The following is a 20146-nucleotide window of genomic DNA, read 5'->3' on the forward strand; positions in this document are numbered from 1 at the left end:
TCAACACATCTTCTAAAAATTTTAATGCCAAAATCAGGATAGAATCAGGAGCTTTTAACCTAAATGAGCGATCCTGAATCTTACACGATCAAATCTCAATAACAGAGTAAACTGGTGAAGAGTCTGTTCTCTAGGACCCATTGCCTGGGGATAGCCCTGCACAACCACTCGTTAGCAATCAAAAAATTCCCTTCTACCGTTTTACCTTCTAACGTCGGTGACATCTATGAAAGCTTCACCTCAGCACTTTTCTACTGTGGATGCGAAAGCAACCGCGATCGATGATGATGCCCCCCAGGAAGTCACTGCAACTGTCGTGAGTGATGCTCCACACTCTGTTAGCGCTGAGGAGCCAATTCAGGAGGTTATGAATCAGAACACGCACTCTCCCTCACCGAGTAGCGCTTTAACTACCACCAAGGGAAGTTTTTCAGCGTTTCTAGCGCCTCTAACCCAAGACACCTTTAAACAAGTTGTCACCGATGTTGAAGATAAACTCAAAGTCGTTCAACAAACCCTGGGAATGTTAGACATCCTTGACAGCCAAGGTCAAGGGTTTGACTCCGTTCTCGAAGAAATGTTGCGCTCGATCACCCTGAAAACGGGAGAATTGCTCAACGCCGATCGCACCACCATCTTCTTAATTGATGAAGAAAAAGAAGAACTGTGGTCAATTGTCGCCAAAGATGAAAGCGGCAAAAATTTAGAATTACGCTTTCCCAAAACGGCTGGAATTGTGGGCGAAGTCGCCACCTTTAAAAAAGTGGTGAATATTCCCTACGACTTTTATGACGACCCCCGTTCCACCACCGCCCAACAATCGGATAAAAGAATTGGCTATCGTACCTATACGATGCTAGCGATGCCCCTGTTAAACGAAGAAACTGGGGAATTAGTGGCCGTCGTCCAACTCATTAATAAACTGCGCGCCAGCCATAACGCCGAAGCCTTACTCGCTGACAAAATCGACATGGGCGGCTTTACAGGCGAAGACGAGCAGATTTTCCGCGAATTTGCCCCTTCCATTCGCCTGATTCTAGAGTCTTCCAAATCTTTCTACATCGCCACCCAGAAACAACGCGCCGCCGCCGCCTTAATGAGCGCGGTTAGTTCCCTCAGCAAGAGCAGCCTTGACCTAGAAGACACCCTCAAACAGGTGATGGACGAGGCGAAAAAACTGATGAACGCCGATCGCAGTACCCTGTGGTTAGTCGATGACGAGCGCAACGACCTGTGGACAAAAATTCCCGTCTTGGGCGAGTTACGCTGTCCGATGGGCGTCGGCTTTGCCGGTCAAGTGGCGGCGACGGGCGAACCGATTAATATTGGCTTTGACTTATACAACCACCCCAACGCCGAAAACTCGAAAAAAACCGACCAAAAAACCGGCTATCGCACCTGTAGTTTGCTGTGTATGCCCGTTTTTAACGCCGATGGTAAATTAATTGGCGTGACGCAACTGCTGAATAAGAAAAAACAAGGCGACTATCCCCCCTATAACCCAGAAGATTGGCCGAATGCGCCGGAGGTGTGGAAAGCCAGTTTTAATCGCTCCGACCAAGAGTTCATGCAAGCGTTTAACATTCAAGCGGGGGTAGCGCTGCAAAATGCCAAACTGTTTGCCACGGTGAAACAGCAAGAGCAGATGCAACGCGATATCCTCCGCAGCTTGACCAATGGCGTGATCTCGACCGATAAGTCCGGTCACATTATCGCCATGAACGAAAGCGCTAAGGAGCTTTTAGGGTTCAAACCGGAGGATGTGTTAGAAGGTCGCCCCGTTTATGAGTTGCTGAAGATTAAAGAAGGCGACTTCTCCAAATGGTTTAATGATGCCCTGACTGCTAAAGAAGCGAAAAAACGCCAGCAATACTATCCCGACCAAACGTTAGTTTCTGAGGGGAAAGGCGGGGCCGAAGAGCATAGCATCCACCTGTCGATTAACTCCATTGCGGACGCTAGAGACATCAGCAATGTCTATGGGGCGCTGGTGGTGATGGATGATATCTCCGATGAGAAACGCCTCAAGAGTACCATGTATCGCTACATGACCCAGGAATTGGCCGAACAATTGCTGGCCAGTGGCGAAACGAAGATGGGAGGCGATCGCAAAGAAGTCTCTGTTCTGTTCTCGGATATTCGCAGTTACACCAGCCTGACCGAAAACATGGAAGCCGAAGAAGTCGTGCAAATGCTTAACGATTACTTCGAGTCTATGGTAGAAGCGGTCTTTAAGCATAAAGGAACGCTCGATAAATACATCGGCGACGCAATTATGGCTGTGTTTGGTTCGCCTTTACCTTTAGAAGATCACGCTTGGATGGCCGTGCAAACTGCCGTAGAAATGCGCCATCGCCTCGCTGAGTTCAACCGCCAACGCCAAGAAACTCACCAACCCATTATCCGGATCGGGATCGGGATTAACTCCGATAGCGTGATTAGCGGTAACATTGGCTCTAGCAAGCGGATGGAATTTACCGCTATTGGTGACGGCGTTAACTTGGGTTCCCGTTTAGAAAGTGCCTCTAAGCAATATGGCTGCGACATTATTATCAGCGAATATACCTTTGCGCCCTGTAAAGACCGCATTTGGTATCGCGAACTCGATCGCATTCGAGTCAAAGGTAAAAATAACCCAGTCTCAATTTACGAACTCGTAGAACTGCGCGCTACTGAGATTCCAGATGTTACTAAACAGGTCATCGAACACTATCACAAGGGTCGCGAATACTATCTAGATCGCAAGTTTACGCGGGCGATGGTTGAATTCGGTGCCATTATGGAGGATTTGGGCGTACAAGATAAGGCTGCACTCCTCCACCTCAACCGCATTCAACATTGGCTGAAAAATCCCCCCACCGATGAGACTTGGGATGATGGGGTGTGGACGATGCAAGAAAAATAGAATAGCGCGGTTCCTCTAGAAACCAGAGATCCAGGTCAATCAAAAAGAATCCCAGAATCTAAAGTTGGGATTCTTTTTGGTGTTGGACATTCAAGGTTAATCAACTTGGGTTTTTGAACCTCGACATTGAGATCGCGCTTTAAGGGCTGAACGCCCTCAATTTCAATCCTTAGTCGCGATATCCTGTGCGAGTCGTCCCGGTGGTTCCTGTGGTTACGGTGTCCGGATCGCGGTAGCGGGTGGTGTCGGCTGGTTTACGCATCAGTCCAGCTAAACCAATTAAGCCCAGTAAACCCAACCAACCCCAGTCAAAGCCATCATCTCGATCGCCTTCAACTACAGTGGTTGGGGTTCCCGTACCCGGTTCTGTAGGAGAAACAGTGGTTTGAGCCGAGGCGGAGAACGTGGCAGGAAGCATGGCTAAACTGAGGCTGAGAATACCCGCGCTAACCCCTTTGGATAGATGAGAAAGTTTCATGGTGTGTTTTTCATAGCGTGCTAACGACTAGCTTCAATGTATCGATCCCCCATCGCGTCTATCTCGGCCATTAGCAGGAGTCTTGGAAGCCAACGGCTATTTCCCAAGAAATAAGTCGGTTAAGTTCGCCCTCGAAAAAAATTCAGTAAAATCATTTCAATCCTTACCGATTCTGGGATTGAAGGCTGAAGATTGTTTGTTGGAAGACAGTCTACTCTGACAGGATAGTTACAATGGTTCTAGAGAGGGATGTCTTTCCTCTAGTTGCTCAGTTACTTTAACAAAGTCAAGTTAGACGCTTTCTTTATGGAATCAGGTAGTGAACCTGCCAGTCCTTTCGGCAAAACCCACAATCATCGACTGGCAGATATCATTGGAACTGCGATTGCATTACTCACCTTGACATTGCCCCTGTTTGCAATTGCCTACTATTCCTCAAGCAGCGTTGAAGTCTTTCCGCCTGCAACCTATCCGCTGCCAAGAGCTAGGGAATGAGGGTCTTTATCGCTCAATAAGATTAAAATTCTTTACTAAATATGCCACCTTAAGTGACCTTTGCGATCGCAGCCCCTGGGAATGCACGTTGTTAACCCAGTAAAATCTGGGCTGCGAAAACACCTGGAGTCAACGTCTTCCCCTACAATGCTAGTCGGGGGGCTTTTTTGGGTCTTTGAACGTCGATGGCTGGAGCGATCGACCCCCTCAAACCCAATCGGCCCCTAACAAAGACGCAGTTACAAGGAGAAGATCGTTGGATTTATCGCGCATTCCCCCTCAGCCTAAACCCGGTGTTGTGAATGTCTTGATCGAGATCACAGCCGGAAGCAAAAACAAATATGAGTATGATAAAGACCTACAAGCCTTTGCTTTAGATCGGGTACTTTACTCTTCGGTAAAATATCCCTATGACTATGGTTTCATCCCCAACACCCTGGCTGACGATGGCGATCCCCTCGATGGCATGGTGATAATGGATGAACCAACCTTTCCTGGGTGCATTATTGCGGCGCGACCGATTGGTTTATTGGAGATGGAAGACGGCGGCGATCGCGATGAAAAGCTGTTGTGCGTTCCGGACAAAGATCCGAGATACGCTCACGTCAAATCGATCAAAGACCTCGCACCGCATCGGCTGGCAGAAATTGCAGAGTTTTTTGGCAGCTACAAAAACTTAGAAAAGAAAACCGTGAAAATTGGTGAATGGAAAGATGCCGATCGAGTAATGTCGTTGGTCGAACAATGTATTAAAGCCGCTGGTTAACAGCGATCCGGCCGTAAGAGCCTTCCTTGACAGCCTGTGCTTTTTTGATTTGGGTAGCTCAGGCTGCCTTTCCCCCCCTAATAGCGCAGCCAATGCAATGAAACTCCCCTTCCCTCGCGCTCATTCTAGGCAGAAATTGCGATCGCCTGATGACTCCCCAGAGTCATTGGCGATTCCCCGACGCGATCGAGAGGGATAATATTGCTTAGATTCGTTCCTAGAAGAGTGAAGATTGCCCTCCAAATGGGCTAATAAAGCGTTCCTATGCCAGATTCAGAACCCTCTGCACCAGAGCTACAACCTTCAACAGCAACCTGTCAGTTTACTGTTCAGTTTTGGGGTGTCCGAGGCGGTATTCCCACTCCCGGAAGTGAAACGGTGCGCTATGGGGGGAATACTTCCTGTATTGAGATGCGAGTTGCCGATCGCCTTTTGATCTTTGATGCAGGAACGGGTTTGCGAGTGCTAGGCAAACATCTGTTGCGGCAACTCCCCGTTGAAGCTCACTTATTTTTCACCCATTGCCATTGGGATCGCATTCAAGGCTTTCCCTTTTTCGTACCCGGCTTTATCCCTGGAAATCGCTTCCACCTCTATGGCGCATCTGCTACCAATGGAGCATCCCTCAAACAACGCCTCAACGAACAGATGCTTCCCCCAAACTTTCCGGTACCGATTCAAATCATGCAATCGGATCTAAAGTTTCATGACATTTCTCCAGGCGATCGCCTCACCTTACCCGATATTGCCATCGAAACAAGCTGTCTCAACGATTGCCATCACACCACAGGTTATCGAGTCACTTGTCAGGGGTATAGCGCCGTTTATGCCACCGATACCCTCTGTTTGCCCGATCGCATCAATCCCGGTCTTTTACACCTAGCCCGCGAAGCCAACCTGCTGATTTATGATGCTACCTCAATGGCCCATCGCGCCAACGAGTTGCAACTGTGTCCCGACGAGGTGCAAGATTGGACGTGGAAAACCGGAATTGCGATCGCCAAAGAAGCCGGGGTGAAACAACTGGTGATTTGCCATCACGACCCCAGTCACAGCGACGATTTTCTGGATCGAGTCGAAACTCAACTGCAATCTGCTTTTCCCCACGGCAAGCTCGCCAGGGAAGGCATGAGTTTAAACGTTTGTCAAGCCTAATTTTTAAGGATGGGCTGAATAATTAAGGCGCTGGCTCTCCACCTGAGTTGCCAATTGCACCAGCTTATCGCGGACTTGACCGCTAACAATCAGGCGTTCGGCGTGGGCTAAACCCGATTCGAGATCCGGACAAACCTGAGAACGCCACAAATAAAACCCCCCATTCCAAATCGCCGATTTCAGCAGTTCGCCCGCTTCAGCTTGCAAAACCGCCCGCATCTGGTCAATCAACTCCGGGGTGGAATGAAACGGCACATCCGCTCCCGCCAACTCATAGTCGCGCGGATGCAAGAGAATGCGCTCAAAATCTTGAATTTCCGGCACATAGCAGCCGATGATGGCCGTGCGATCGCGCGAAAGGTCGCAACTACCTTCCAACCCCTTAACCGTCGTAAACTGCTCCATTCCCCGCAGTTCCAAACAAGTCTTAAACATATTTTCCGTGGGCGGATGCACGTATCCTGCAAACAAATGCTTGTCTCCCGCATAGGGACACCACATCAACTCCATCGTGGCAATGGGCGGACGCTTGCCAATCTGATCGCGATATTCCACAAACGCATGAGCCACCGGAAAATGTTGGGGAAGGTAAACAAACCCCACCCCCGTCGCTTCCAACACCTGCTGCACCTGCGCCAGCGATAAATCTCCCCATTCCACGCCCAAACCTTGCCAAACTTCCAGCAAAGGCACCCCGTACTTAGTTGGCATTCGTTCTCCACCATGCAGGATAACCGGAACCTCGCAACAAGCTAGAATCAGAGCCGTTAAAGGACTAATGGGGGCCGTGCGCGATCGCCCATCGTAAGGCGAACCCAAAATTGCGGTATGATAGCGGCGACTCAACGGGAGCAATTTTGGCCCTAACGCTTCGTAGGTATCGAGCATACCTGCCAATTCCTCGCCTGTGGGTCGTTTAATCCGATGGGCAATTAAAAATGCTCCAATTTGGGCGGGTTTAGCCTCTTGTAGCAACATGGCTCGCAATGCCTCTGCTGCTTCTGGGCGCGTTAAGTTTTCGCTAGTATGGGGGCCGCTGCCGACTTTTTTTAGAAGTTCTCGAAACGCATGACTCATCGTTTTGCCCTTTTTCCTCAAGATTCGCCACGAGCGAAGTCACTCCAATCGGATGACCTACAAATTTACCATTGAGAGAGGATAGTCCATTGGAGGCGGAATTAACTTCAAGACTAGCTCGCGGAAATGTTGAATCGGGGGGACTTGCAAGCGATCGCGCGTGGTGACTAAAACCACCTGCCGCACCAGTGGAGAGTCTTCCGCCGTGCTGTTCCAGAGCGATCGCATCACCAGCAAGGGGTCTTCTTTAACGTATAACAGGGCAGAGTGGGGTAATAAAGCAATCAACTTGCCCTGACGCACCACGCCTCGAAAGGCATCGAGAGTATTGAGTTCTAAAGCCGCTTGCAAACTTAGCCCTTGCCTGAGAAACATTTCCTGCACAAGACGTTGCATCCCGTAACCTTCTTTAAACACAACCTGGGGGTAAGACGCCAAAGCTTTCCAGGGGATTTGCTCAAATTGAGCCAGCGGGTGATTGGCGGCCATTAACACTTCAATGGGTTCTTCAAACAGCGGATCGACCACCATTTCTGCTCCGGAAGTCAGAAAGCGGTTTTGCATGACAAGGGCCAGATCCACCAATCCATCTTTTAACACTTTCAGCGCGCGATCGCTCCCCAAGGAGGTGACGCGCAATTGAACGTTGGGGAAATCCGAGCAAAACTGTTGCAACACGGGCGGTAAAGAATGGGCGCATAAAGAGGGAATGGCCGCAACGCAGAGTTCGGGCTGTTTGCCAGCCAGCAGTTCGGAGATTTCCTGTAAGGAGGCTTGCCACTCTTGGCAAATTTTGCGGGCGTGGGGCAAAAACCTTTCGCCACCAATGGTTAACTTCGCTTGAGTCGATCGATGAAACAGTTGCACGCCTAAATCTGCTTCTAATCCTTGAATTTGACGGCTGATGGTTGATTGGGTAACTCCACAATTTCGGGCAGCTTGCTGAAAGTTTCCCGTTTCAGCAACTGATAAAAAAGCTTGCAACTGTTCCAGGCGCATGATGTTGTAGCCAACACTACATTCTTAAGGATGGTAAGACCTTAGCGAAATTGCAAGCAGGTTTTGGTAAGAGAGGATACGGACAGTTGCTCAAACTTTCAATTCTTGTAAAGCGGTGGCTACGCCTTGGGCGAGTTCCGGTGATAGGCGGCTGTGGCTGAGTTGTTCTAGGTTGGGATAGGCTTCTAATTGTCGGAGGGCGGCGATCGCATGGAGTTGAACGCTTTTGTCGCTATCGGCTAATAACTGAACTAAGGCGTCAAAGGCTTGGGGTTGTCCAAGTTGACCTAAGCTCAGGGCGATCGCTTGTTTGATCGGGGGAAACTGGACGTTGGGTAGGGATGAATTTAACAGTTGCAGTAGAATTTGGGTGGCTTGAATTTGGGTTTCAAGATCGGTGAGGCGACCTAATACCGAGATGATTTCGCGGAGCGCGGGCACTGGAGCGATGGCGATCGCGCTTTGGAGCTGTTCTAGGGCGATGGGGGTGCCAATCCATCCCAGGGCGCGGACGGCCTCAATTTGCAAGGGAACCGGGGTCTGAGGCGATTGCAGCAGGCGGGCTAAGGCGATCGCGGCCGCTGGCGTTCCCAAACGGCTGAGGGCGATCGTGGCAGCTTGGCAAACCTCGAAGTTAAAGTCCCACAAGCGTTCTTGCAACAAGCTGACGAGATCGAGTTGGGCCAGCAAATCGGAGCGCAAGCCTAAACCAATCGTAGCGGCTCGTCTGATGGGGGCGGCGGTATGTTTGAGCGCTTGCAACAATAGGGGGGTAATGGCTGGATCGGTTGAGTTGCTGAGGGCTTCTAAGGCCATTGCACAGAGGGCTGGATCGCCAGAGCTATAGCTGTCTTGCTGCAAAAACTCGCCGACGACGTTCAAAAGCGGGGGCACGCTTGCCGGCCCGCCAATCACGCACAGGGAGCGCACGGCAACCATTCGCGTCCGGGGTTCGGCTAGCAAGTCTGTGAGAGCGGCGATCGCGGCTGACCCAAAATTGGTGAGGGCGATCGCGGCGGTTGCAATTAAATCTTCCCCTTCAGAGGTTTTCAGTAGATTTACTAATGCCTCAAGGACAACGGGTTCGTGAAAGTCTCCTAAAATGCGGCTGACAAACCACCGCAATTCCCAGTCGGTTTGTTCGTCTTCTAGCAGCGCAATTAAAGGCGCGATCGCACCCGTTCCCAGTTTTGGAAAGAGTTTGGCAATGTCCCATCTTTGCTGAAAGTCGCCCCAACTCAGTGCAGTTAAAGCAAACTCTAAAATCTGGGAATACTCTTCACCCTCAAGACTTTCAGCTTGATTGAGAAGCCATTGCAGCCTAGTTACCGCATCTGAAGATTGGGGAGGCTGTAGGAGAGCTAAGTCGTTCTCTATCATTATCGAATTTATGCGAGCATTAGCGCGTTTGCCATTGGCATCGCTTTACTCTAGTCAGAGTTCTGCCGCAATTTCGTAACCTGCATTACACAATTGCCGCTGCTATGTAATTTCCAGATAACTTTTATCCTATTTTTGCATAACTCAAGCAGCGACCTTTCGCCTCTTAAGTAATGAAGACTTAACAATTCGCCCAAAGCCAGTCTAGTCCAGAAAAATCGGGTCTTTTAGCATCTTCCGATCGGAAGATTTCCACCCGCATCATGCAAAGTTGCGATGATTTTCATGCAAAAAATTCATAATCCGAAATGTTTTGTAACTGAATATACGAATTCCCTTGGGGAGGTCGCCTAAGCTGGCATCTAAATCAATCCCGAATGGGGTTTATCCAGTTTGAGATTAAAAATTTAACCGGGTCAATGACTTCAGCCCAGTAGAGCGTCATCCGATGGCTTGCAATCTGCCCTCAAGACCTTAGACCGCTCAATTCTCAAGCGCTCTTTTTCTCAGTCCATTCCTCTAGTTAGACCTTCATTCGGTAGGGCTAATGCAGCGCGTTATCCCCCATGCAGTATTGAGAGCGGGAAGCTTATGACAACGACCACCGCGAAACCGAGTACCCTCAACAAGTTTGAGAAATTCAAAGCCGAAAAAGACGGACTCGCCGTCAAGTCCGAAATCGAACAATTTGCGCGGATGGGTTGGGAAGCGATGGATGAAACCGATCGCGACCATCGCCTTAAGTGGCTTGGCGTGTTCTTCCGTCCCGTCACTCCCGGCAAATTCATGTTACGGATGCGAATTCCCAACGGGATTCTCACCTCCCAACAGATGCGAGTGCTAGCAGAAATTGTCCAACGGTACGGCGAAGATGGTAACGCTGATATTACCACAAGACAAAACCTGCAACTACGCGGAATTCGGATTGAAGATATTCCCGACATCTTCAATCGGTTTGAACAAGTCGGCTTAACCTCCGTCCAGTCCGGGATGGACAACGTGCGAAACATTACCGGATCGCCCGTTGCTGGTATTGACCGCGACGAGTTGATTGACACGCGGGAATTGGTGCAAGCTGTCCAAGACACGATCACCAACTCCGGTCAAGGCAACCCAGAGTTTACCAATTTACCGCGCAAATTCAACATTGCGATCGCCGGAGGGCGCGACAACTCCGTCCACGCCGAAATTAACGACCTCGCCTTCCTCCCCGCTTACAAAGAGGGTACTCTTGGCTTCAACGTGATTGTAGGGGGCTTTTTCTCCGGGAAACGTTGCGAAGCGGCCATTCCTCTCAACGCCTGGGTTGAAGCGCACCAAGTCGTCGAACTCTGCCGAGTTGTCCTCGAAATTTACCGCGACTGCGGCTTAAGAGCCAACCGCCAAAAAGCCCGTCTCATGTGGCTGATTGATGAATGGGGAATCGAAAAATTCCGCAGCGAAGTAGACCAAAAACTCAGCTATCCCTTACAAACAGCCGCCCCCAAAGACGAAATTGACTGGGAAAAACGCGACCACATTGGCGTTTACCCCCAAAAGCAAGAGGGATATCATTACGTCGGCTTGCACGTTCCCGTCGGTCGCTTATTTGCCACAGACCTCTTCGATTTAGCCAGAGTCGCCGAGGTGTATGGTAGCGGCGAAATCCGCTTAACTGTCGAACAAAATATTATCATCCCGCAGATTCCCAATTCTCGCCTGGAAACCTTCCTCGCAGAACCGCTACTGCAAAAATTCTCGACTCAGCCCGAACCCCTAAGCCGCGCCCTCGTTTCCTGTACGGGTTCTCAGTTTTGCAACTTTGCCCTGATTGAAACCAAAAATCGAGCTTTGGCAATGATTCGCGAACTCGAAGCCGAACTCTGTGTTCCCCAGTCCGTTCGCATTCACTGGACAGGGTGCCCTAACTCCTGCGGACAACCCCAAGTTGCCGATATTGGCTTAATGGGAACCAAAACCCGCAAAGAGGGCAAAACCCTAGAAGGCGTGGATTTGTACATGGGCGGCAAAGTTGGCAAAGATGCTCACCTCGGTCAATGCGTGCAAAAAGGCATTCCCTGCGAAGACCTTAAGCCAATTTTACGTAACTTGTTAATCGAACGCTTTGGGGCAACGCCGAAGGTAGGCGCTTAAACCCCAGCTTGGGCAATATCTGCCCAACCTCACCTTTTTTGTGATTCGCAAGCCCATTTTGTACCGTTATCTGCAACGGCACAACTTCCGATTGCGCTTTTTTAAACCCTCACCTCAAGAGTGCAACCATGAGTAACTTTTCTCGACGCAAATTTCTGTTCACCGCCGCCACCGCCACCGCTAGCACCCTGTTAATTCACGGCTGTACCTCCGGCAGCAACAACAACACCACAACCGCCGGAACCGTACCTGCTGCCAACGTTAATCCCGCAGATAGCCCAGAAGTCACTGGGGCAAAGCTAGGATTTATTGCTCTGACAGATGCTGCCCCTTTGATCATTGCTAGAGAAAAAGGGATGTTTGCCAAGTATGGGATGCCTGATGTGGAAGTGCTGAAGCAGGCTTCCTGGGGCACAACCCGCGATAACCTAGAACTCGGTTCTACAGGGGGTGGCATTGATGGGGCGCATATTCTCACCCCCATGCCTTACCTGATGGCTTTAGGGACAGTCACTCAGCAACCCGTCCCCATGTATATCTTGGCGCGGTTAAATTACAACGGTCAGGGCATTCAACTTTCAAATAACTATAAGGATTTAGGGGTCGGCATTGATGCTAAAGCCCTCAAAGATGGTTTTGCTAGAGAAAAAGCCAATGGCAGAAACGATCTAAAAGCTGCTATGACTTTCCCTGGCGGTACCCACGATATGTGGATTCGCTACTGGATGGCGGCGGCGGGCATTAACCCCGACACAGATGTTTCTACGATTGTGGTACCGCCACCGCAAATGGTGGCTAACGTGAAGGTGAACAACATGGAAGCCTTCTGCGTGGGAGAACCCTGGCCGTTGCAAACCGTAAACCAAGGGATTGGGTTTATGGCCGCAACCACGGGCGAATTGTGGAAAGATCACCCCGAAAAAGCCTTTGCGATGCGAGCAGATTGGGTAGACAGCCACCCGAAAGCAGCAAAAGCGCTATTGATGGCCGTGATGGAGGCGCAACAGTGGTGCGACCAAGCCGAGAATAAGGAAGAAATGTGCCAAATCTTGGCGAAGCGGGAATGGTTTAGAGTTCCTTTCGATGATATTATCGACCGCTCCCTTGGGAAATACGATTACGGAACCGGGCGGGTCGAAGATTTCAGCAATTCCTTGGTGATGAAGTATTGGAAAGATAATGCTTCTTACCCCTATAAGAGCCATGACCTGTGGTTCTTAACCGAGAATATTCGTTGGGGCTATCTCAAGCCGGATACGGATATGCAAGCCATTATTGACAAGGTAAACCGCGAAGACTTGTGGCGGGAAGCCGCACAGACAATGGGCGTTCCGACGGCACAAATTCCCTCTAGCCCCTCTCGCGGTGTCGAAACTTTCTTTGATGGCGTCACCTTCGATCCGGAAAACCCAGAGGCTTATCTCAGACGGTTGGAAATTAAGAAAGTCAATATCTAGTTCGGCCGACAAGAAAGCATTGGTCGAGTGAGTTGACCAATGCTCGATCTCAATTGCTCAAGGCTTACACCAAAAGGATAACCGATTCATGAGTGCAAGTGTTTCTCGCCCCTCCCCCAAGATGACTCCCAATGCCGCGATCGCCTTTTTGCAGAAACGATCGCAAAAAGTCATCCGCCCCGCGATCGCGATCGCTATCTTTCTGGTCATTTGGCAAATTCTCTGCTCTAGTCCTGACGCCAACCTGCCGACGCCGATCCAAACCGTCCAAGAAACCTGGGACTTAATTATCGATCCCTTTTTCGATCGCGGCGGTACCGATAAAGGGATGGCCCTGCAAATCTTTGCTAGCCTGCGACGGGTTGCAGTGGGCTTCACCCTATCAGCAGTGGTCGGAATTGCATTAGGCATTCTCATTGGAACCAACCGCTTTGTTTACGATGCCGTCGATCCCATTTTCCAAGTTTTAAGAACCGTTCCGCCCCTGGCTTGGTTGCCCATTTCCCTAGCTGCTTTCCGCGATAGCGAACCCAGCGCCATTTTCGTGATCTTCATTACCTCCATTTGGCCGATCTTAATTAACACCACCGTCGGCGTTCAGCAAATTCCCCAAGACTATCGCAACGTGGCTCGTGTTTTACAACTGTCAAAGCGAGATTACTTCTTTAATATTCTGTTTCCGGCAACCGTTCCTTACATCTTTACCGGATTGCGAATTGGCATTGGTTTATCGTGGCTGGCAATTATTGCCGCAGAAATGCTAGTGGGGGGCGTGGGCATCGGCTTCTTTATTTGGGATGCCTGGAATAGCTCGCAAATCAGCGAAATTATCCTCGCTTTGATTTACGTCGGAATTGTCGGTTTACTCCTCGATCGCCTGATGGGATTTATCGCCTCCAAAGTTGTCCCTGAAGAAGCGAAATAGAGACGGTTCTTAATTGCTCAATTCCCCATTTCCCAAAGATTGCCATGAGTGCTTTTGTAGAAGTTGACCATATCGATCGCATTTTTCCCTTACCCAACGGGGAAAGTTATATCGCCCTCAAAAATATCGAACTCAAGATTAATAAAGGGGAATTTATCTCCTTGATCGGTCACTCCGGTTGCGGCAAATCGACCCTCCTCAACATCATTGCGGGCTTAGATCGACCCACCACCGGCGGCGTCATCTTAGAAGGGCGAGAAGTCCAAAAACCAGGACCCGATCGGATGGTGGTGTTTCAAAACTATTCCTTGCTGCCTTGGAAAACCGTCCGCGAGAATATCGCCCTCGCCGTCGATCGCGTTATGCGGCACTTACCCAAAGGCGAGCGTAAAGGCATTGTTGAGCATCATATTGATATTGTGGGCTTGCGCCATGCAGCTCACAAGCGGCCGGCCGAACTATCTGGAGGGATGAAACAACGGGTGGCGATCGCCCGCGCCCTCGCCATTCGTCCCAAAGTGCTGTTGCTAGACGAACCCTTCGGGGCCCTAGACGCCTTGACGCGGGGCAGTCTGCAAGAGCAGTTAATGAAAATTTGCCAAGAAAACGAAGTCACCTGCGTGATGGTGACGCATGACGTAGACGAAGCCCTGCTATTATCTGACCGGATCGTCATGTTGACCAATGGCCCGGCGGCCCATATCGGTCAAATCTTAGAAGTTCCCATACCCCGTCCCCGCCAGCGCCTCGATGTGGTTAACCATCCCAGTTACTACGCCCTGCGGAACGAAATGCTGTATTTCCTCAACCAGCAAAAACGGGCGAAGCGCACCAAAGCCAAGCAGCCGATCGCGATCGGTCGCAACGGCTTAGAGAAAGTCAACCTCGATATTGGCTTTATTCCCCTCACCGACTGCGCCCCCTTAGTCGTCGCCAAAGAAAAAGGAATTTTTGCCCGTCACGGCTTAGAAGAAGTCAACCTGGTTCGCAAACCGGGCTGGCGGGCGCTGGCTAGCGATATGGCATCAGGACAGTTAGACGCGGCCCAAATGCTAGCCGGAATGCCCCTGGCGATGACCTTGGGCATGGAGAATCAACCTTCAGTTCCCATCGTCACAGCCCTTACCCTGTCGCGCAATGGTAACGCCATCACTTGGAGCAAGCAACTGTATGACCAGGGAATCCGCAGCTTAGAAGATTTTAAGCGCTCTATGCTGGCCGATTCCGATAAAGTGCATACCTTTGGCATGGTGCATCCCACCTCCATGCACAACCTGTTATTGCGCTACTGGTTTGCCAGTCATGGCATCGATCCAGATTGGGATATCAACCTCACCGTGATTCCGCCGCCGCAAATGGTCTCGAACCTGAAGGCCGGAAATATTGACGGCTATTGCGTGGGCGAACCTTGGAATTCGCGGGCCGTGTATGAAGGTTTAGGGGTGGTGATGGCTACCGATCTAGACCTGTGGGCGGGACATATTGAGAAAGTGTTAGGCGTGCGCGAAGCTTGGGCGAATCAGTATCCCCAAACTCACTTAGCGTTGGTGACAGCCTTATTAGAAGCTTGCGAGTATTGCGACGATCGCCGCAACCGCGAAGAAATTCTCGAACTGATCTGTCGCCCGGAATACGTGGGTTCCGCCCCGGAATATACCCGTCCCGGCTTGCTCGATCCTTACAACAAAGGCACCGGGGAACCCGTTCAACTGCTGGATTACAATCAGTTTTACGTCGATCGTACCAACTGCCCCGACCGGACGCAAATGTTGTGGGTGATGGCACAGATGGCGCGTTGGGGAATTACGCCTTTCCCGAAAAACTGGGTAGAAATTATCGAACGCGTTTGCAAAATCGATGTGTTTAGCGAAGCGGCGAGAAGTTTAGGCTTCTTAGATACAGAACGCGATCGCGCTCCCATTCAATTATGGGATGGCGAAGTCTTTAACCCCGACGATCCCATCGGCTATCTCAGCCAAGTGGCGATCAAGCGCGACATTCAAATTCAAGAAATTATGCTGGCGAACGATGACACCCCGACCCCTTCGCCTAGCCTGCGGAAAATTGCCTAATTTTAGTCCTGGTTTTAGTCAAACAGATGGTTAATAGCAACATCCTCGTCAACCCCCCAATCGTTTCTAACCCCACTCCAGAAGCGAAGCCGTTTTTAGTCCTCGATAACCTGTCTAAGGTGTATCCCACGCCAACTGGACCCTACACCGTTTTGGAAAACGTCAATTTAACGGTCAGTGAAGGGGAATTTATCTGTTTGATCGGTCACTCTGGTTGCGGGAAGTCCACCTTGCTGAATATGGTCGGCGGGTTTACTCAACCCAGTACCGGAGAAGTCCGCCTCCCCACGGGCGTCGTTACCCAACCGGGGCCCGATCGGATGGTGGTGTTTCAAAACTACTCCTTACTCCCCTGGAAAACCGCGTTTGAAAATATCTATTTAGCGGTGAAATCGGTTTTCCCCCACAAATCCAAAAAAGAGAAAATTGAAATTGTCCGCGAACACCTCGCCCTGGTGGGCTTAGAGGAAGCCGCTGATAAGAAGCCCACCCAACTCTCTGGCGGGATGAAACAGCGGGTGGCGATCGCGCGCGCCTTAGCCATTTGTCCCCAGGTGTTAATCCTTGACGAACCCTTTGGGGCCCTAGACCCCCTGACGCGGGAAGACTTGCAAGAAGAACTCCTAGAGATTTGGCGACGCCATCAAGTCACCGTGTTGATGATTACCCACGATATTGATGAGGCGCTATTCTTAGCCGATCGCTTGGTGATGATGACCAACGGGCCGGCCGCAACCATTGGAGAAGTGCTAAACATTCCCTTCTCCCGTCCCCGCAACCGCGCCCAAATTATGGAAGATCCGACTTACTACGATCTGCGGAACTACGCTTTAGATTTCTTGTATCATCGCTATGCTCACGATGATGCGGCTTAAGTCTTTTTTTTGGCCGGATTTGATTTGTTTTGGGATCGCCCTGACAAATGACCTACGACTTTTGACTCAATGATGAACGATATCACTAAAACGCTTTGTCCATACTGTGGAGTTGGGTGCGGTTTAGAGGTGCTACCCCCCGCCCAACGGGGAAAAGCGACGAAACGAGACGATCTAGGGAACCCCATCTGGCAAGTCAGAGGCGATCGCAGCCACCCTTCTAGCCAGGGAATGGTCTGTGTCAAAGGGGCAACCATTGCAGAATCTTTGGATAAGGATCGACTCCTCTACCCGATGATCCGCGAATCGTTGGATCGACCGTTTCGTCGCGCCAGTTGGGATGAAGCGTTAGATTTAATCGTGACTCGCCTGCAAGCGGTGCAGCAACAACTCGGTCCCCAGGGAATCTGCATGTATGGTTCCGGTCAACTGCAAACGGAAGACTATTACATCGCCCAAAAGTTACTCAAAGGGTTTCTAAAAACCAATAACTTTGACTCCAACTCGCGCCTATGCATGTCTTCGGCGGTGGTTGGCTATCAACAAAGTTTGGGTTCTGATGGGCCGCCTTGCTGTTATGAGGATTTGGAACAAACCGATTTTGCCTTCTTAATTGGTACCAATGCCGCCGAATGTCATCCGATCGCCTTTAATCGCCTGCGAAAGTATCATAAGCGCAACCCCCGCGTCAAAATGGTGGTGGTCGATCCGCGCCGAACGGCGACGGCGGAAGCAGCGGATTTGCACCTCGCGATTAAACCGGGTACGGATATTGACCTCCTGAATGGCATTGCTTACCTATTAATGCAGTGGGGGGCCATTCACGCCCCGTTTATTGATGAGTGTACGAGTCATTTTCCCGAATTTGCCCAGTTAATTAGCGAGTATACGCCGGAACGGGTGGCGCAGCGCTGCGATATTCCCCTAGACTCCTTGGAAGAGGTGGCCCGCTATTGGGCGGAGTCGGAAAAGACGATTTCCCTGTGGTCAATGGGGATGAATCAGTCTTCGGAAGGGACGGCGAAGGTGCGATCGCTAATTAATCTGCACCTGATGACGGGAACTATTGGCAAACCTGGATGCGGGCCGTTTTCCCTCACCGGACAGCCGAACGCAATGGGGGGCCGCGAGTCGGGCGGGTTATCTAGCCTGTTACCGGGGTATCGATCGGTGAAGAATCCGGTGCATCGGGCGGAGGTGGAAGCCTTTTGGGGTCTGCCTCCGGGTCAAATCTCGCCGCAACCGGGATACACCGCCGGAGAAATGGTGCAAGCGCTGGAAACGGGCGGAATTGGGCTGTTGTGGGTGGTTGCGACTAATCCGGTGGTGAGTTTGCCGGATCTCGAACGGGCTAAGGCCGCGTTGGCGCGATCGCCCTTTACAATCGTTCAAGATGCCTACTATCCCACAGAAACCACCGAGTTTGCCCATGTGTTGTTACCCGCCGCCCAATGGGGCGAGAAAACGGGGACAATGACCAATTCCGAACGGGTTGTCACCCTCTGTCAGGCGTTTAGACCGCCCAAGGGCGAAGCGAAACCGGACTGGGAGATTTTTGCAGAGGTGGCCCGCCGTTTGGGTTTTGGCGATCGCTTTACCTACCCAAATTCAGCCGCAGTTTACGCGGAATACGTGCAGATCACCCAAGGACGGGTTTGCGATCTGTCTGGCTTAAGCCACGAACTCCTCGCCGATGGTCCGATCCAATGGCCCTACGGTAGCCTGGAAAAGCATTTCGACCCCCAACCCAACCGAGAACCCAATAAGCGCCTCTACACCCATTTCCGCTTCCCAACCCCAGACGGACGCGCCCGGTTTGGGGCCTATCATTCGCGAGGGTTAGCCGAACCCCCCGATCCCGATTATCCCCTGGTTCTCACCACCGGACGCCTCTACGGGCATTGGCACACCCAAACCCGGACGGGGAGAATTGAGAAGATTCAGCAAATGTATCCCCAAGCGTTTATTGAGATTCATCCCCGCGATGCGTTGAAGTTGGGGGTGGTGGAAAATGATTGGGTAGATGTTCAAAGTCGGCGCGGGAAGTCGCGGTTTGCGGTGAAGGTGACAAAAGCGATCGCGCCAGGAACGGTGTTTGTCCCCATGCATTGGGGCAGTTTGTGGGCGGAAAATGCCGAAGCGAATGCCTTAACGCATTCTGAATCTTGTCCCGATTCCAGCCAGCCTGAACTGAAAGCTTGTGCTGTACAATTGAGCAAAGTTAAATCTGAATTTGTAGAAATGGGGACTGTAGGCTCTCCTTCACTAATCGCTAAACATTAGGGAGGGGCTGAGGTTCTCGATCGGTAGCACAAGCTGGATAGACCGATAGCAAGCCTAAATCAAGCTTGAACGTCTCTAACGCCCCTCTTCTGGCGGGCGGGGTGGGACAGTTCGCCACGGGTTGAAGTTTGCAATAGGAGGCTTGGTGGGGGGATGCGATCGCAACTCAGGCTAAACGATCCCCAACCGCCAAAAAGCCAGCGCAACTGTAAAAGCCGTCTTCAAGGTGGGGCGATCTATTAATGCGGTGGTTCAAAAAATTTATCCGGAATCTCACAATCTCCGATCCGGATAACGAGCATTTTCTCAAATTCATTCATCGCCTTGAAGTCATTGTCAGTAAAATACTTTCCCTATTGATGATAGGGATTATTTTCGTTTCTCTATTCGATCTGGTTAGCTTCTTAGTTCAGCAAGTCTTTTCCCCTCCTACTGGCTTTTTTAATCGCACTCTATTTGAGATTTTTGGTTTATTCTTAAATGTTCTCATTGCTTTAGAATTACTTGAAAACATCACTGCTTATCTCCAGCGCAACGTCATTCATGTCGAATTAGTGATTGTCACTTCCTTGATTGCTGTTGCCCGAAAAGTGATTATTTTCGATCTTGAAAAAAAGCAAGCCATAGACCTAATTGCCTTAGCGCTTACCATTTTAGCCCTTTCCATTAGCTATCTTTTAATTCGGCTTTCCCGGATCAAAGATCGACCCTAAAAACTGCCCCAAATCGCGATCGCAAAAATGAGTCAATTCTTTCAATTTGAAGCTGATTTTGTAGAATCCTTAAGATGCATTCCCATGCAAGTTCGCCTCAAACTAGACACTTGTGGAATTAAACTTAAACTCAATCAATGGCATCAATTTAACCCTACAGAAAGACAAGCTTTAGTAGACCAGCCGTGCGAAAGTCCTGAAGAAATTCTTGCCTATCGGAAATTCTTACAAAACCTCGTCCAAGAACGAACTGGACAACCCGCCTCGGAATTACCCATCGAAATGCATCCCGCCTGGTTAAATGCTACGGAAATTCCTCAACAGGTACAAGAAAAAACTCAAGAACTCAACCGAGAAATGACTCTAAAGGCTTGGGAAAATCTAACTCCCGTGCAGCGTTTCGCCTTAATTAAACTGAGTCGTCCCAGTCATG

Annotated in this window: 16 protein-coding genes; 12 read left to right on the top strand and 4 right to left on the bottom strand. The window is 50.5% G+C overall.

Features of this window, described 5'->3' with window-relative positions; all coding sequences use genetic code 11:
• Positions 1 to 226 precede the first annotated feature (226 nt).
• Positions 227 to 2905, top strand: a complete 2679-nt coding sequence (locus tag QQ055_RS04610; protein WP_349775317.1) for a GAF domain-containing protein — start codon at positions 227 to 229, stop codon at positions 2903 to 2905.
• Positions 2906 to 3074: 169 nt separating this feature from the next.
• Here the strand turns inward: QQ055_RS04610 and QQ055_RS04615 are convergent, their stop codons facing one another.
• Positions 3075 to 3383: a WGxxGxxG family protein gene (locus QQ055_RS04615; protein ID WP_284476361.1), complete on the bottom strand. Its 309-nt coding sequence runs from the start codon at positions 3381 to 3383 to the stop codon at positions 3075 to 3077.
• Positions 3384 to 3689: 306 nt separating this feature from the next.
• Between QQ055_RS04615 and QQ055_RS04620 the strand changes: the two genes are divergently transcribed.
• The 3 genes from QQ055_RS04620 (at position 3690) to QQ055_RS04630 (ending at position 5799) form a co-directional block, all read left to right on the top strand.
• Positions 3690 to 3878: a TLTLP motif-containing protein gene (locus tag QQ055_RS04620; RefSeq protein WP_069966843.1), complete on the top strand. Its 189-nt coding sequence runs from the start codon at positions 3690 to 3692 to the stop codon at positions 3876 to 3878.
• Positions 3879 to 4134: 256 nt separating this feature from the next.
• On the top strand, positions 4135 to 4644 hold the full coding sequence (locus tag QQ055_RS04625) for an inorganic diphosphatase (RefSeq protein ID WP_069966844.1): 510 nt from the start codon (positions 4135 to 4137) through the stop codon (positions 4642 to 4644).
• Positions 4645 to 4908: 264 nt separating this feature from the next.
• Positions 4909 to 5799 carry an MBL fold metallo-hydrolase gene (locus QQ055_RS04630; protein WP_284476360.1) on the top strand — a complete coding sequence of 297 codons (891 nt, stop codon included), beginning with the start codon at positions 4909 to 4911 and terminating at the stop codon, positions 5797 to 5799.
• Positions 5800 to 5802: 3 nt separating this feature from the next.
• On the opposite strand, the gene QQ055_RS04635 is transcribed toward QQ055_RS04630, so the two are convergent.
• The 3 genes from QQ055_RS04635 to QQ055_RS04645 all read right to left on the bottom strand — a co-directional run bounded on the left by QQ055_RS04635 (position 5803) and on the right by QQ055_RS04645 (position 9255).
• A complete protein-coding gene (locus QQ055_RS04635) occupies positions 5803 to 6876 on the bottom strand; it encodes an anthranilate phosphoribosyltransferase family protein (RefSeq protein ID WP_286004282.1) in 1074 nt (357 codons plus the stop codon).
• 57 nt (positions 6877 to 6933) lie between these two features.
• Positions 6934 to 7875 carry a LysR family transcriptional regulator gene (locus QQ055_RS04640; RefSeq protein ID WP_283361957.1) on the bottom strand — a complete coding sequence of 314 codons (942 nt, stop codon included), beginning with the start codon at positions 7873 to 7875 and terminating at the stop codon, positions 6934 to 6936.
• Between the two features lie 90 nt (positions 7876 to 7965).
• On the bottom strand, positions 7966 to 9255 hold the full coding sequence (locus tag QQ055_RS04645; protein WP_284476359.1) for a HEAT repeat domain-containing protein: 1290 nt from the start codon (positions 9253 to 9255) through the stop codon (positions 7966 to 7968).
• Positions 9256 to 9846: 591 nt separating this feature from the next.
• Between QQ055_RS04645 and QQ055_RS04650 the strand changes: the two genes are divergently transcribed.
• The 8 genes from QQ055_RS04650 to QQ055_RS04685 all read left to right on the top strand — a co-directional run.
• Positions 9847 to 11388 (top strand): ferredoxin--nitrite reductase, encoded by a 1542-nt coding sequence (locus tag QQ055_RS04650; protein ID WP_284476358.1) that lies wholly within the window; start codon positions 9847 to 9849, stop codon positions 11386 to 11388.
• Between the two features lie 128 nt (positions 11389 to 11516).
• Complete coding sequence (locus tag QQ055_RS04655) at positions 11517 to 12845, top strand: CmpA/NrtA family ABC transporter substrate-binding protein (protein ID WP_069966850.1); 1329 nt, start codon at positions 11517 to 11519, stop codon at positions 12843 to 12845.
• A 121-nt stretch (positions 12846 to 12966) separates the two neighbouring features.
• Entirely contained in the window at positions 12967 to 13770 is an 804-nt protein-coding gene (gene ntrB, locus QQ055_RS04660; protein WP_432805996.1) for a nitrate ABC transporter permease, read from the top strand.
• Positions 13771 to 13814: 44 nt separating this feature from the next.
• Positions 13815 to 15842: a nitrate ABC transporter ATP-binding protein gene (locus QQ055_RS04665; protein ID WP_286004283.1), complete on the top strand. Its 2028-nt coding sequence runs from the start codon at positions 13815 to 13817 to the stop codon at positions 15840 to 15842.
• A 26-nt stretch (positions 15843 to 15868) separates the two neighbouring features.
• Positions 15869 to 16717, top strand: coding sequence for a nitrate ABC transporter ATP-binding protein (locus tag QQ055_RS04670; protein WP_284476356.1), 849 nt, complete (start codon positions 15869 to 15871; stop codon positions 16715 to 16717).
• Between the two features lie 72 nt (positions 16718 to 16789).
• Entirely contained in the window at positions 16790 to 19000 is a 2211-nt protein-coding gene (locus QQ055_RS04675) for a molybdopterin oxidoreductase family protein (protein WP_284476455.1), read from the top strand.
• A gap of 242 nt (positions 19001 to 19242) precedes the next feature.
• Positions 19243 to 19713: a phosphate-starvation-inducible PsiE family protein gene (locus QQ055_RS04680; protein WP_283361950.1), complete on the top strand. Its 471-nt coding sequence runs from the start codon at positions 19243 to 19245 to the stop codon at positions 19711 to 19713.
• Positions 19714 to 19740: 27 nt separating this feature from the next.
• A partial coding sequence (locus tag QQ055_RS04685; RefSeq protein WP_286004284.1) for a nitrate reductase associated protein occupies positions 19741 to 20146 on the top strand: 406 nt, incomplete at its 3' end.

Source organism: Geitlerinema calcuttense NRMC-F 0142, from assembly GCF_030285425.1.

Excerpts from the sequence above, each read along its gene's own strand:
- QQ055_RS04645 (WP_284476359.1), bottom strand. The coding sequence starts at position 9,255 with ATGATAGAGAACGACTTAGCTCTCCTACAGCCTCCCCAATCTTCAGAT.
- QQ055_RS04680 (WP_283361950.1), top strand. The coding sequence starts at position 19,243 with ATGCGGTGGTTCAAAAAATTTATCCGGAATCTCACAATCTCCGATCCG.
- QQ055_RS04620 (WP_069966843.1), top strand. The coding sequence starts at position 3,690 with ATGGAATCAGGTAGTGAACCTGCCAGTCCTTTCGGCAAAACCCACAAT.
- QQ055_RS04640 (WP_283361957.1), bottom strand. The coding sequence starts at position 7,875 with ATGCGCCTGGAACAGTTGCAAGCTTTTTTATCAGTTGCTGAAACGGGA.
- QQ055_RS04630 (WP_284476360.1), top strand. The coding sequence starts at position 4,909 with ATGCCAGATTCAGAACCCTCTGCACCAGAGCTACAACCTTCAACAGCA.
- QQ055_RS04665 (WP_286004283.1), top strand. The coding sequence starts at position 13,815 with ATGAGTGCTTTTGTAGAAGTTGACCATATCGATCGCATTTTTCCCTTA.
- QQ055_RS04675 (WP_284476455.1), top strand. The coding sequence starts at position 16,790 with ATGAACGATATCACTAAAACGCTTTGTCCATACTGTGGAGTTGGGTGC.
- ntrB (WP_432805996.1), top strand. The coding sequence starts at position 12,967 with ATGACTCCCAATGCCGCGATCGCCTTTTTGCAGAAACGATCGCAAAAA.
- QQ055_RS04670 (WP_284476356.1), top strand. The coding sequence starts at position 15,869 with ATGGTTAATAGCAACATCCTCGTCAACCCCCCAATCGTTTCTAACCCC.
- QQ055_RS04610 (WP_349775317.1), top strand. The coding sequence starts at position 227 with ATGAAAGCTTCACCTCAGCACTTTTCTACTGTGGATGCGAAAGCAACC.
- QQ055_RS04635 (WP_286004282.1), bottom strand. The coding sequence starts at position 6,876 with ATGAGTCATGCGTTTCGAGAACTTCTAAAAAAAGTCGGCAGCGGCCCC.
- QQ055_RS04655 (WP_069966850.1), top strand. The coding sequence starts at position 11,517 with ATGAGTAACTTTTCTCGACGCAAATTTCTGTTCACCGCCGCCACCGCC.
- QQ055_RS04615 (WP_284476361.1), bottom strand. The coding sequence starts at position 3,383 with ATGAAACTTTCTCATCTATCCAAAGGGGTTAGCGCGGGTATTCTCAGC.
- QQ055_RS04650 (WP_284476358.1), top strand. The coding sequence starts at position 9,847 with ATGACAACGACCACCGCGAAACCGAGTACCCTCAACAAGTTTGAGAAA.